Source organism: Arthrobacter sp. KNU40, from assembly GCF_051515115.1.
Lineage (GTDB): Bacteria > Actinomycetota > Actinomycetes > Actinomycetales > Micrococcaceae > Arthrobacter.
The window spans coordinates 850,827-863,056 of sequence record NZ_CP195850.1 but is presented as its reverse complement, the minus strand read 5'-3'; the positions used below and the strand labels follow the sequence as shown (position 1 = coordinate 863,056).

Here is a 12,230-nt window from a genome sequence, read left to right as displayed (position 1 = left end):
GCGGACCCCCGTCTCTGTCCGCGCTGTCTCCCTGCGCCCTAGGCGTGGCGTGGGCTGTTTTCCTTTGAAGCGTCAGCGACGTCGGCGACGTCGGTCACTTCGGATACCCCGGCGACTTCGGCTTGGACTTCCTTGAGTGCTTCGGTGTGTCCGCCGAGTTGTTCGAGTTCGTGGGCGAGTTCTGCCAGTTCCGCGCCGCCGGCCATCTGGGCGGTGAGTTCGTCCAGGGTGATGTCCTTCTTGTCGTAGTAGCCGATGGACTTCCCGCGCTTGAGCAGCAGGAACCGGTCCCCGACCGGGAAGGCGTGGTGCGGGTTGTGCGTGATGAAAATGACGCCCAGGCCCCGGTCGCGGGCCTGCAGGATGTACCGGAGCACGACGCCGGACTGCTTCACGCCCAGCGCGGCCGTGGGTTCGTCCAGGATCAGCACCTTCGCCCCGAAGTACACGGCCCTGGCGATCGCGACGCACTGGCGTTCACCGCCGGAGAGCTGGCCGATGGGTTGTTCCACATCGCGCAGGTCGATGCCCATCTGAGCCAGTTCCGCCAGGGTGATGTCCTTCATTTTCTGGACGTCCATGGATTTGAAGGGCCCGAACCCGGTGGTCAGTTCCGAGCCGAGGAAGAAGTTCCGCCAGATCGGCATCAACGGGACCACGGCCAGGTCCTGGTACACGGTGGCGATGCCGACATCGAGGGCGTCGCGGGGGGAGTTGAATTTCCGTTCCTCGCCCATGACGTGCAGCGCGCCTTCGTCGTGCTGGTGCAGTCCGGCGATGATCTTGATCAGCGTGGACTTGCCGGCGCCGTTGTCCCCCAGGACGCAGGTGACGCGGCCGTTGTCCACGGCCATGGTCACGTCCCGCAGGGCGATGATGTTCCCGTAGTGCTTTCCGATCTTGTCCAGGGAGAGCAGGTGCACGGGGGTGTGGGTCAGCGGGTCCTTTTCATCCTTGAGCAGGGTCTGCTGGTCGATCTGTTTGGCATTCATTTCTTGTGCGCCCCTTCTACTTGAGCTCTGCGCGGCGTTTGACGATGAGGTTCACGATGGTGGCCAGCAGCAGCATCAGGCCCAGGAAGAACTTGAACCAGTCCGGGTTCCACTGGGCATAGACGATGCCCTTGTTCGCCATGCCGAAGATGAACGCACCGATCGCACCGCCCACCGCGGAGCCGTAGCCGCCGGTGAGCAGGCAGCCGCCGATGACCGCGGCGATGATGTAGAGGAACTCGTTGCCCACGCCTTCGCCGGACTGCACCGCGTCGAAGGCGAAGAGGTTGTGCATGCCCAGGATCCAGCCGCAGAACCCGACCGCCATGAACAACCCGATCTTGGTCTTCGTGACCGGGACGCCCACGGCGCGGGCCGCGTTCGCGTCCCCGCCGACGGCGAAGATCCAGTTCCCGACCTTCGTGCGCAGCAGCACCCAGGAGGCGATCGCGACCAGGATGATCCAGAAGAACACCGTGATCTTCACCTCGACCCCGCCGATGCTGATCGAGGACGCGAACACCGCGTGGGCGGAATCGAAACCGTCCAGCTTGGAGATCGACGGCGAGGACACGGACCCGCCGATCAGGCGGGTCAGGGCCAGGTTCAACCCAGTGAGCATCAGGAACGTCGCGAGCGTCACGATGAAGGACGGCAGCTTCGTCTTGACCAGGATCCAGCCATTGATGAAACCGATGCCGAGCGAAACGACGAGCGCCAGCACGACACCGACCCACGCGTTCAGCGAGAAGTTCCAGCTGAACAGCGAGGCAGTCAGGGCCGAGGAGATCACGGCCACACCGGTGGAAAGGTCGAACTCACCGCCGATCATCAACAGCGACACCCCCACCGCCATGATCCCGATCGTCGAGGAACCATACAGCACGGTCGCGAGCGCGTTCGGCTGCGTGAACGTCTGGGACACCGACGCGAAGAAGATGAAGAGGACAACGGCCCCCACGAGGGCGCCGACTTCGGGCCTGCCCAGAAACTTCTGGACCGGGCTACGGCGTCCGATACGCTCATCGCCGGGGGCCGAAGCCGGTGCCGGCGGCAGGGTTGCTGTGTTTGCCATAGGAAGAACTCCTTGTTGGTCAGGCCGCGCGGTGGTCACCCGCCGCGCGGCCAGAATCCTGGATCTAGCGGACGCCCTGCTGGGCGAATTTGAGGACGTCGGAAGCGTTGGACTTGTCCACGATGGTGGGACCGGTCAGAACGGGCTGGCCGCCACCGAGCTTGAAGCCGCCGCGCTTGGCCTGCCACAGGGAGTCAACGGACATGTAGCCCTGGAGCCACGGCTGCTGGTCCACGGTGAAGATCACAGAGCCGTCCACAATTTTCTGGGCGAGGTCCGCGTTCAGGTCGAAGCTAGCCACCTTTGCAGAGCTGCTGGCGTCCGTGACGGACTTGAGGAGCGTGAGGGTGATCGGCGCGCCCAAGCCGATGATGACATCTGCATCCTTGGCTGCCTGGAGCTTCGCGGTAGCGGTGGACTGGACCGCAGTCATGTCCTTGCCGTCGACGTACAGGATCTCAGTTCCGGGCACCTTCGCTTTGACGCCAGCACACCGTGCTTCGAGGCCAACGTGGCCTTGCTGCTGGATCACGCAGACCGGGTGCTTGAAGCCTTGCGATGCCAGCTTGGTTCCGACGGCCTCGCCTGCCAGCTTCTCGTTCGAGCCGAAGTGGGTGAACGCCCCGAGCTGTGCCGAGACACCCTCGCCGGCGTTGAGGCTCACCACGGGGATACCGGCATCGGTTGCTTTCTTGAGGACGTCCTTGAGGGCATCCGGCGTGGCGAGGGTGACGGCGATGCCGTCAACCTTCTGGTCGATGGCCTGCTGCACGAGCTGTGCCTGGCGCCCAGCCTCGGGGTCACTTGTGTAGAGGAGGTCAACATTGTCCTTCGCGGACGCTTCCTCAGCGCCCTTGCGGACGATATCCCAGAATGTATCGCCTGCCGCCGCGTGGGTGATGAGGGCGACTTTCATACGCGGAGTGCTGACGGCTTGACCGCCGCCGGCGGCATTGGCGCTGTCAGCCGGCTTCCCGCCCGTGCTGGAACAAGCGCTAAGAGCCATCATCGGAACGACGGCCGCAACGAGTGCCGCCTTCCGCCAGGAAAACTTCTTCACGATTTATCTCCTTTGATTGGGGTTGTGGCCCTGCCACTCTGCAGGAGCTCAAAGCCCTCTACACAGATCATGGTGACTCGCCTCACAGATGTCAATACTTTGTCCTGACATTAGGATGTTTTTACGTGAGATGGTCATGTGATCTCCCGGGGAACACCGTTCAGATCGGGGCTACGGGACGGGCCGAGACGTGGTGCTTCGCACCACCAGGACGGGATCGATCAAGGTCTGCTGGGGCTTGAGGGCCGGATCCTGAATCCTGGCGAGCAGCCTGTGCGCAACATCAACCCCGACAAGGTCGCTTCGGTTGTCGACGGAAGTGATGTCCAAGTACCTCGACTTTGCCAGCGGGGAATTGTCGTAGCCGATCACAGAAATGTCGTTGGGCACGCGAAGGCCCCTGGCCTTGAGGACGGCAAAGGCGCCCACGGCCATGGTGTCGTTGGCCGCGAAGATCGCCGTCGCGTCCGGGTAGTGTTCAAGCAGCCAGGAAGCCGCGGCGTAGCCATCTTCCTCCGAAGTGCCTTTGGACTCGGCAATCAGGAGTTCGACGCCGGCGGCCTGGATCTGCCGCCGGAAACCGGCACGCCGATGGGCTGACGCGCCGTCGGACCCTGAGAGATGGCCGATGCGGGTATGACCCAGCCCCAGCAAATGGCTGGCGGCCATGCCGCCGCCGCCGTCGTCGTCGTTGGTGATGAGGTCGGCGCCGCCCGGCACTCCCTTGCGCCACCCGGCCACCACCGTGGGCACCCACGTCCGGTCCAGCATGGACTCACTCGGCTCTGCCGCGATCACCAGCCCGTCGACATGCATGGCAAGCAGCCCGTCGGCGGCTTCCTTGATGCGGTTTTCGCCGGGCCTGGAGTCGGCCAACATGACGTGGTAGCCGAGGTCCGAAAGAACCGACTCCATGCCCCTGAGGAGATCGACGAACCAAAGGTTCCTGTAGTCGTCAATCAGCAGGCCGATACTCTTGGTCCGATTGCTCGCTAGCGTGGTCGCGGCCCTGCTGGGACGGTAGCCGAGCTCAGACATTGCCGACTGGACAGCTTGGCGGCGCTTGTCGCTGACCCTTTCCGGCGACTGGAGGACCAAGGACACCAACGACGGCGAGACGCCGGCATGTTTGGCAACGTCATAGATGGTTGGGCGGCGGGTTTTAGGACTTGTCGCACTCACGATTCGGGGAACCTTCCTACTCTGCTGTCAAGGGTATTCGTGGAACATTGACAGGACATACTCACATGATTAGGCTTTGTGTCCAGTGCTAAATTGTAGCGCTCCAAAATGCCGCAAGGGGTGTTCGGCACCCAGGCTTAATTTCGAAGGAGAAATCAATGGCTGAGAGCCTAGGGGTCGCCGTCATCGGCGCAGGTATGGCCGGCAAGGCACACGCGGCGGCCTACCGCACGGCGTCCGCCCTTTACAGCCCCGTGCTTCCGCCGGTGCGCCTCGTGTCCATCGGCGATGTGAACGCAGAGTTCGGGTCACTCGCCGCCCGACGTTTTGGCTACGAACGCAATGACACCTCATGGCAGGCCATCGCGGAAGCCGACGACATCGACGTCGTGAGCGTCGTCATCGCGAATTCCCTCCACCGCGAGGTGGTCGAGGGACTCCTGGCCGCAGGCAAGCACGTCCTCTGCGAGAAGCCGCTGAGCGACTCGATCGAGGACGCCCGGGCTATGGCCGAGGCCGCCCGCAACGCCTCGAGCATCGCGCGGATCGGCTTCACGTTCCGCCGCACGCCCGGCATTGCCTACATCCGCGATTTGATCCGGACCGGTGTCCTCGGCAAGGTGCTGCACTTCAGCGGCCGCTACTGGACCGACTACGGCTTCAGCCCGTCGGCTCCCATGAGCTGGCGCTACAAGGGCGGCCCCGGTTCCGGCGCACTGGCCGACGTCGGAAGCCACTTGGCCTACGTCTCCGAGTTCCTGTGCGGCGACATCAAGTCCATCAGCGGCGGGCGCCTGAGCACCGTCATCGACAAGCGCCCCGTGCCCCTTGGCGCCGTGATGGGCCACGATCACGCCGCCGTCAGCGACACCTTCGAGGCCGTGGAGAACGACGACTATGCCGCCTTCAACGCAGAGTTCGGGAACGGCGCCGGCAGCTTCGAAGTCTCCCGCGTTGCCGCCGGCCACGCCAACAGCCTCAACTTCGAAGTGTTCTGCGAGAACGGCGCGGCCAAGTTCGACCAGCGCCGCCCCTCCGAAATCCAGCTCTTTCTCAACGATGGTTCCGGCAACGAGAACGGGTACCGCCAGGTCATCCTCGGCCCGGGCCACCCCTACATCGCCGGCGGCCTCGCCATGGACGCCCCCGAGGTTGGCTTCGGCCAAAACGACGCTTTCGGATACCAGGCCCGCGCATTCCTCGAGGAGGTTGCAGGTTTGCCTGAATCCGAGTCCCTCCCCCGCTGCGCCACGTTCGACGAAGGCGTGCGCAACATGGAACTGCTCGGCGCTGTCACGGAATCGGCACTCAACAACGGAAAGACCATCACGCTATGAAACTCGGCGTCTACAACGCGATCCTGCACGACAGGCCGCTTCCCGAAGCCCTCAAAGTCATCGCTGATTTGGGCCTCACGGGAATCGAGATCAACACCGGCGGGTTCCTGCCCGCGGTCCACGTCCCCACTTTCGCCGACATTCTTGTCTCGGATGCCGCCCGCGACGACTACCTCGCGATCTTCGAGGGGACCGGCGTCGCGATCGCAGGACTGAACTGCAACGGCAACCCCTTGCACCCGAAGCGCGAGATCGGAGAGAAGCATGCCGAGGACATCCGCCGCTCCATTCGGCTCGCGGAGCGCCTCGGCCAGAACCGGGTAGTGACTATGTCCGGCCTGCCCGGCGGTGAGCCCGGCGCGACCGTGACGAACTGGATCGTCAACGCCTGGAACTCGGCGGCTTTGGATGTGCTGGATTACCAATGGGACGTCGCGGCGAAGTTCTGGCGCGAGACCGACCGCCTGGCTGCAGACCACGGCGTCAAGGTGGCCCTCGAACTGCACCCGCAGAACATCGTGTTCAACACCGCCGATGTCCGCAAGCTCATCGAGCTCACGGGAGCTACCCATGTGGGCGTTGAACTGGATGCTTCGCACCTGTTCTGGCAGCAGATGGATCCGGTAGCCGTGGTCCGCGAACTCGGCCCGCTGGTTTTCCAGGCAGCCGCGAAGGACGTCCGCGTCAATACCGGGAACGCCGCACTCTACGGCGTCCTCGACAACAGCTTCCGTCGCCTCTCGCCGGACGAAAACCGCACGAACCTCGGCGGTGACGAATGGGCCAACGAGTGGCCCAAGAACTCCGCGTGGGACTTCGTTGCCCTCGGCCGCGGGCATGACACCCCCTACTGGACCGAGTTCCTGCGTGCCCTGCATGAAGTGGACCCGAACGTGCTCGTCAACATCGAGCACGAAGACACCTCGCTCGGAAGGATCGAAGGACTCGAGGTCGCAGCCAAGGTCCTGCGGGACGCCGACGCAGCGCTCACAGCGTCGCTGAACGTGACGGCATAGCGGGTTCCTCGAACTGCACAAGAGGGCTTCATCCGATTTCGGATGAAGCCCTCTTGTGTTGGCACGCAGGGCTCTCCGTTCCCGCCCTTGCTACACTGGATGATGAATCCATCAAATAGTCAAGCAAAGGCTTGTACTGGCGGGCAAGGAGGCAGTCATGGAAGAGTTCGCGGATTTCCGGGCACCGCTGTACGAGGTGAAGGCCAATCTGTTCAAGGGGCTGGCCCACCCGGTCAGGATCCGGGTTCTGGAGCTCCTGTCGGCGGCGCCCGAAGTGTCAGTGACAGAGCTTCTGGCCGCAACAGGCCTGGAGGCTTCGCACCTGTCCCAGCATCTGTCGGTGCTGCGCCGATATCAGCTCGTCAAGGGAGAACGACGGGCGCTGCAGATGTTCTACACCTTGGCGTACCCACAGGTCGCGGAACTCCTCTCCGTTGCGAGACTGCTGCTCAACGACATGCTGCACACCACCCGGGCGCAGCTTGAGTCCTCAGAAGCGACTGCACCCGCGTCAGCCGCAGCGGCCAGCACCCGATGAAGATCCTGGTCGCCGCCCGGGCCTTCCTGCCCGCGCGCCAGGATTACGCGCTGTTGCCGCGTACCTGGAAAGGAGACCTGGTTGCCGGGGTCACCGTCGGCATCGTCGCGCTGCCGCTGGCCCTCGCGTTCGGTGTCAGCTCTGGCGCGGGTGCGGCCAGCGGACTGATCACCGCCGTAATCGCAGGCGTGATCGCGGCCGTTTTCGGTGGTTCCAATATCCAGGTCTCCGGACCTACCGGCGCAATGGTCGTGGTCCTGGGCCCGGTCATCGCCGCCCATGGGCTCGGTGCACTGGCCGCTGTCTCGGTCCTTGCCGGGGTGATAGTGGTTGCCGCCGGGCTACTCAAACTCGGGCGGGTCGTGACTCTCCTGCCTTGGCCTGTGATCGAGGGCTTCACCGTCGGAATCGCGGTAATCATTTTCCTGCAGCAGGTCCCTGCCGCGTTCGGCGGCAAGCCCGGGCCTAGCAGCAACGCCGTCATCTCGGCGATCCAGGCCATCGGCACTGTGTCCCCAGCCTCGGTTCTTGCCCCGGTTGCCGTGGTAGCTCTGGTCGCGGTGATCATGGTTGCCTCACCGCGGATCCATCCCCGGATCCCGGGCTCGCTCATCGCGATCATCATCGCCACTGTGGCCGCGCAGTTCCTCGATCTGCCCGTGACCCGGATCGGTGCCCTGCCCGATTCCCTGCCGGCCCCGACGATGCCTTCGCTGGACCTGGCGACGATCACCGCGCTGGCCGGGTCCGCGGCCACAATCGCGGCCCTGGCCGCGATCGAGTCGCTGCTCTCGGCACGGGTCGGAGCGTCGATCTCCGATACCGGCCCCTACGACGCGGACCGTGAGCTCCTGGGCCAGGGCCTGGCGTCCGTCGCGTCCGGATTCTTCGGCGGCATGCCGGCCACGGGTGCCATCGCCCGCACCGCCGTGAACATTCGCTCGGGCGGCCGGACACGCCTCGCCGCCATCACCCATGCGTTGGTCCTGCTGGCCGTGGTGTACTTGGCCACCGGCCCGGTTTCCCGCATCCCCCTTGCCGCGTTGGCTGGGGTGCTGATGGTCACCGCGACACGCATGGTCTCCCTCAAAACGTTGCGCAGCGTGATCGGATCAACCCGCGCCGACACGGTCGTGTTCTTCGTCACCGCACTGATCACCGTGTCCTTCGACCTGATCGAGGCCGTGGAAATCGGGATCGCTGTCGCCGCCTTCTTCGCCCTGCGTGCCTTGGTCCGGTCCAGCGGAGTGCACCGGGAAGAAATCCCCGGCCCGGTCCACGAAGGGGACGAGCACATCGCCGTGTTCCGGCTCGACGGGGCGTTGTTCTTCGCCGCCGCCGAACGCGTCCTGGAGCGGGTCAGCGCCATCCGGAACGTCGACGTCGTGATCATCCGCATGTCACAACTGCAGATCCTGGACGCAACCGGGGCCAGAACAATCACCGACATGGTCCAGGCTCTAGAACGCCGCGGAATCACGGTGCTGATCAAAGGGATCCAGGAGCGCCACCTTCGGCTCGTCACCCAGGTGGGGGTCCTGGACTCCCTCCGCCACCACAAACACCTCTTCACCGAACTAGCCCCAGCCGTCGAACACGCCCGAAGCCACGTCGCCCGCGCCGCCAGCGCACGCAACCCCGGCAAGAACCCGCAACCGGTCCAGCCGCAGGCGACCCTACAGGCGCCAACCCTGAAAGAAGACTAATGCCTTCACTGAACGAAGCAAGCGCCCACATCCGGGCCGCCCACCTGCTCGTGCGGTCCACCGAGGAATGGGACTCACTCTCCGAAGATTTGCTTCGGAGCTACGATCTCAATGACATCGACAAGATCGAAATGCTCCGCGAATCCTACGTTGCGGCTTGGAGATCGGTCGTCCGCAATCTCCTCCCCGACACGCTGAACGCCATCGACATTACGGTCACACCGGCCGTTCATCCTTGGGGCATCGCCACCCTGAATGCCGCCGGGCGCACCTGCGAACCGCTGCTGTGTTCCCCGGAAGAACTCCCCGCATTTCCCAAGACCGCCGTTCATGGCAGGCCGCGACTGCTTAGTTTCGAGGAAGTCATGGCCGGATACAACACCTGCCTGGCATCCCTGCTTCGGTAGCCAGGACAACAAAGGGAGGGAGGCAGCGAGAAACCCGCCGCCTCCCTTTGTTGTCTGCCCTTACTGGACCTTCGCGATGTACTTGCCCATGGTTTCCAGCTGGTAGCGGGACACCTCGTTGGCGTTGTCGTCCTCGGCGAAGACGCTGGACACCATGACAGTGTTGTCCTTGTCCAGGAAGCCGATTTCCTTGAGCCCGCCGAAGAACTCGTCCCAGTTGACGTCGCCGTCGCCGATCTTGAGGTGCTGGTGCACGCGCACGGCGTTGCCCGGCGGGTTGGTGATGTAGCGCAGCCCGTGGGAGGCGTGGTGGTCCATGGTGTCGGACACGTGGACCAGGCGCAGCTTGTCCCCAGCGGCCCGCATGATGTCGAGCGGCTTGTTGCCCATGTGGAACGTGTGGGAGGCAACGTAGACCATACCGATGTTGGGCGAGTTCACGCCTCGGATGACGCGCAGGGCGGCGAGTCCGTCCTCCACGAAGTCGTCCGGGTGCGGGTCGATGAGGACGTCCAGGCCTTCGCGCTCGATAATCGGAAGCAACTCCTCCATCGAGCGGTAGAACGCCCTTTCGGACTCCTCTGCCTTTTCCGGGCGGCCGCTGAATTCGGTGTTCATGGTCTGCACGCCGAGATCGACCGTGATCTGGATGGCACGCTTCCAATAACGGACAGCGGCCTCGCGGGCGTCTTCGTCCGGCCCGGACCAGCGCAGCACGGGAAGCACCGAGGCGATCTCGACGTCGGCATCCTTGCAGGCCTTCTTCAGCTTGCCCACCAGTTCGTCGTCAGCCTTGGGGTGGTTGAAGAACGGGATGAAGTCAGCGTGCGGGGTCAGCTGGAGGTATTTATAGCCGAGATCGGCGGCCAGTCGGGGAAACTCCAGCAGGCTGTGGCTGTGGTGGAACGGTGTGGGGTCGAGCGCAATCTTCATGGTCACTCCTACTTGTACAGCTCAGGCTTGGTGTTGAGCTGTACCGCGACCTTTTCGCCCGACTTCTGGGCTTCGACTCCCGCTTCGCAGCAAGCAGCGGTGGCGTAGCCATCCCAGGCGGTGGGGCCGCCGATTTCGCCGCGGCGGGCGGCGTCAACCCAAGCCTGGACCTCGACGTCATACGCGGCACCGAAGCGCTCCTCGAAACCAGGGGTGACCTTGCCGCCCCAGCGGCCGGCGCTGCGGACGTAAGGACCGCCGTCGCCACCGATGCTCACGATGCCGTCCTCGAAGGACGCCTGGGTGGCGACTTCGTAGCCGAACTTGGCGTTCACGTAGATTTCGACGTCGGCCAGGACACCGGACTCGGTCTCGATCAGGACGTGCTGGGGATCGTGCTGGCCGTTCGGGGCGTTGCGCGTCGCCTTGCCGAGGCGGACCTGCACGGAGGTGATTTCCTCGCCGGTGAAGAAACGGATGGCATCGAATTCGTGGACCACGGAGTCGTTGATGAGCATCGCGTTGGTGAAGCCCTGGGGCGTGTCCGGGTTGCGGTGCTGGTGGTGCAGCATGAGCAGCTCGCCGAGTTCACGGTCGCGGATCACGGAACCCAGGGCGGCGTATTCGGCGTCGAAGCGGCGCATGAAGCCCACCTGGATGCGCTTGTGGCCGAGCGCCGTTTCGGCCTGGACAACTTTCCAAGCGCTCTCGGCATCCGGAGTCAGCGGCTTTTCGCAGAGGATGGGGAAGTCCTTCTCCAGTGCCTTGTACAAGATTTCCTCGTGCAGGAAACCGGGGGTGGCGATCAGCACGGCGTTGACGTCGCCGTTGTTGAGGGCCTCTTCGGCGCTAGCGAGGGCGACGGCGCCGTCGATCCCTGCGATGGCGGCCTGCGCGCGGGCGAGGTCGACGTCGACGACGGCGGCCACTTCGGCGCCGTGGATGCGCGTGCTGAGCCGCTTGATGTGGTCGGCGCCCATGCGGCCTGCGCCGATGACGGCCACGCGGAGAATGTCAGTCATTGTTTCTGTCCTTAGGTGTCTGGGCTGCTGTGCTACTGCACGGCAGTGCGGGAGCCGCACGAAAGCAGGTAGTTGCGGGTGCGCTTGGCGATGGGCATGGGGACGTCGAAGGCCACGGGGTACATGTCCTGTTCCACAATGCCAAAGATCGGCCGGTTGAGTCCTTCAACGGCCTCGATGACTGCACGAAGATCCGGCAGGCCGTTCGGCGGTTCGGTCATGACGCCGGCCAGGTTGGCTGCCGCCCAGGTCATGTTTTCCTCGTTGACCTTCCTGAGGACATCCGGGTTGATCTGCTTCAGGTGCAGGTAGCCGATGCGGTCGGGGTAGTTCTTGATCAGTTCCAGGCTGGAGGCTCCGCAGTATTCCGCGTGTCCGGTGTCCAGGCACAGGTTCAGGTACTGGGGATCGGTGGACGCCAGGAGCGTTTCGATGTCCGCCTGCGCCCCGACATGTGAATCGGCGTGGGAGTGGAACTGCTGCTTGAGGCCGTAGTCTTCCAGCAGGGTTTTGCCCAGACGGTTGTGGCCGGTGAACAGGTCGCTCCACGCTTTCTCGGTGAGCTCCCCGCTTTCCACTGCTTCCCCGGTGACGTCGTCGCGCCACATGGCCGGGATGACCACGATGTGCTCGCCGCCCATGGCGGCCGTGAGCTCGGCTACCTTACGGGCAGGTTCCCAGGCGGTCTCCCACTGGTCCAGGCCGCGGTGGAAGGCAGTGAAGACCGTTCCTGCCGTGACCTTGAGGTCGCGCTGCTTGAGTTCCTCCGCGAGGCGCGTGGGTTCGTTCGGCAGATAGCCGTAAGGGCCCAGTTCGATCCACTTGTAGCCGGACTCGGCCACTTCGTCCAGAAAGCGTTCCCACGGGGTCTGCTTGGGGTCATCCGCGAACCAGACACCCCAAGAGTCCGGGGCCGTGCCGATGATGAGTTTGTTCTCTGTCATTGCTCAATCCTTGTTCAA

12 protein-coding genes are annotated in these 12,230 nt (G+C 64.1%); 5 read left to right on the top strand and 7 right to left on the bottom strand.

The window, feature by feature from the left end; genetic code table 11:
• Positions 1-38: 38 nt before the first annotated feature.
• From ACSKT0_RS04135 to ACSKT0_RS04120, 4 genes are all read right to left on the bottom strand, one after another.
• Positions 39-992, bottom strand: a complete 954-nt coding sequence (locus ACSKT0_RS04135) for an ATP-binding cassette domain-containing protein (protein ID WP_437772629.1) — start codon at positions 990-992, stop codon at positions 39-41.
• Between the two features lie 16 nt (positions 993-1,008).
• Positions 1,009-2,067: an ABC transporter permease gene (locus tag ACSKT0_RS04130; protein ID WP_395801301.1), complete on the bottom strand. Its 1,059-nt coding sequence runs from the start codon at positions 2,065-2,067 to the stop codon at positions 1,009-1,011.
• A gap of 64 nt (positions 2,068-2,131) precedes the next feature.
• A complete protein-coding gene (locus tag ACSKT0_RS04125; protein ID WP_437772628.1) occupies positions 2,132-3,127 on the bottom strand; it encodes a substrate-binding domain-containing protein in 996 nt (331 codons plus the stop codon).
• A gap of 171 nt (positions 3,128-3,298) precedes the next feature.
• Positions 3,299-4,309: a LacI family DNA-binding transcriptional regulator gene (locus ACSKT0_RS04120; RefSeq protein WP_437772627.1), complete on the bottom strand. Its 1,011-nt coding sequence runs from the start codon at positions 4,307-4,309 to the stop codon at positions 3,299-3,301.
• 158 nt (positions 4,310-4,467) lie between these two features.
• Here ACSKT0_RS04120 and ACSKT0_RS04115 point away from each other — a divergent pair, with 158 nt between their 5' ends.
• The 5 genes from ACSKT0_RS04115 (at position 4,468) to ACSKT0_RS04095 (ending at position 9,313) form a co-directional block, all read left to right on the top strand.
• Positions 4,468-5,646 carry a Gfo/Idh/MocA family protein gene (locus ACSKT0_RS04115; protein ID WP_437772626.1) on the top strand — a complete coding sequence of 393 codons (1,179 nt, stop codon included), beginning with the start codon at positions 4,468-4,470 and terminating at the stop codon, positions 5,644-5,646.
• On the top strand, positions 5,643-6,662 hold the full coding sequence (locus ACSKT0_RS04110) for a sugar phosphate isomerase/epimerase family protein (RefSeq protein ID WP_437772625.1): 1,020 nt from the start codon (positions 5,643-5,645) through the stop codon (positions 6,660-6,662). Before ACSKT0_RS04115 ends, ACSKT0_RS04110 begins: the two co-directional genes overlap by 4 nt.
• 157 nt (positions 6,663-6,819) lie before the next feature.
• Positions 6,820-7,200 (top strand): ArsR/SmtB family transcription factor, encoded by a 381-nt coding sequence (locus ACSKT0_RS04105; protein WP_437772624.1) that lies wholly within the window; start codon positions 6,820-6,822, stop codon positions 7,198-7,200.
• On the top strand, positions 7,197-8,906 hold the full coding sequence (locus ACSKT0_RS04100) for a SulP family inorganic anion transporter (protein WP_437772623.1): 1,710 nt from the start codon (positions 7,197-7,199) through the stop codon (positions 8,904-8,906). The genes ACSKT0_RS04105 and ACSKT0_RS04100 overlap by 4 nt, the downstream gene beginning before the upstream one ends.
• Positions 8,906-9,313 carry a hypothetical protein gene (locus tag ACSKT0_RS04095; protein ID WP_437772622.1) on the top strand — a complete coding sequence of 136 codons (408 nt, stop codon included), beginning with the start codon at positions 8,906-8,908 and terminating at the stop codon, positions 9,311-9,313. Before ACSKT0_RS04100 ends, ACSKT0_RS04095 begins: the two co-directional genes overlap by 1 nt.
• 60 nt (positions 9,314-9,373) lie before the next feature.
• On the opposite strand, the gene ACSKT0_RS04090 is transcribed toward ACSKT0_RS04095, so the two are convergent.
• The 3 genes from ACSKT0_RS04090 to ACSKT0_RS04080 are packed head-to-tail and all read right to left on the bottom strand — an operon-like array spanning position 9,374 to position 12,212.
• Complete coding sequence (locus tag ACSKT0_RS04090) at positions 9,374-10,246, bottom strand: sugar phosphate isomerase/epimerase family protein (RefSeq protein WP_437772621.1); 873 nt, start codon at positions 10,244-10,246, stop codon at positions 9,374-9,376.
• 8 nt (positions 10,247-10,254) lie between these two features.
• Positions 10,255-11,268, bottom strand: coding sequence for a Gfo/Idh/MocA family protein (locus ACSKT0_RS04085; protein ID WP_437772620.1), 1,014 nt, complete (start codon positions 11,266-11,268; stop codon positions 10,255-10,257).
• A 32-nt stretch (positions 11,269-11,300) separates the two neighbouring features.
• Entirely contained in the window at positions 11,301-12,212 is a 912-nt protein-coding gene (locus ACSKT0_RS04080; RefSeq protein WP_437772619.1) for a sugar phosphate isomerase/epimerase family protein, read from the bottom strand.
• Positions 12,213-12,230 lie beyond the last annotated feature (18 nt).

Excerpts from the sequence above, each read along its gene's own strand:
- ACSKT0_RS04135 (WP_437772629.1), bottom strand. The coding sequence starts at position 992 with ATGAATGCCAAACAGATCGACCAGCAGACCCTGCTCAAGGATGAAAAG.
- ACSKT0_RS04130 (WP_395801301.1), bottom strand. The coding sequence starts at position 2,067 with ATGGCAAACACAGCAACCCTGCCGCCGGCACCGGCTTCGGCCCCCGGC.
- ACSKT0_RS04115 (WP_437772626.1), top strand. The coding sequence starts at position 4,468 with ATGGCTGAGAGCCTAGGGGTCGCCGTCATCGGCGCAGGTATGGCCGGC.
- ACSKT0_RS04110 (WP_437772625.1), top strand. The coding sequence starts at position 5,643 with ATGAAACTCGGCGTCTACAACGCGATCCTGCACGACAGGCCGCTTCCC.
- ACSKT0_RS04105 (WP_437772624.1), top strand. The coding sequence starts at position 6,820 with ATGGAAGAGTTCGCGGATTTCCGGGCACCGCTGTACGAGGTGAAGGCC.
- ACSKT0_RS04100 (WP_437772623.1), top strand. The coding sequence starts at position 7,197 with ATGAAGATCCTGGTCGCCGCCCGGGCCTTCCTGCCCGCGCGCCAGGAT.
- ACSKT0_RS04095 (WP_437772622.1), top strand. The coding sequence starts at position 8,906 with ATGCCTTCACTGAACGAAGCAAGCGCCCACATCCGGGCCGCCCACCTG.
- ACSKT0_RS04090 (WP_437772621.1), bottom strand. The coding sequence starts at position 10,246 with ATGAAGATTGCGCTCGACCCCACACCGTTCCACCACAGCCACAGCCTG.
- ACSKT0_RS04085 (WP_437772620.1), bottom strand. The coding sequence starts at position 11,268 with ATGACTGACATTCTCCGCGTGGCCGTCATCGGCGCAGGCCGCATGGGC.
- ACSKT0_RS04080 (WP_437772619.1), bottom strand. The coding sequence starts at position 12,212 with ATGACAGAGAACAAACTCATCATCGGCACGGCCCCGGACTCTTGGGGT.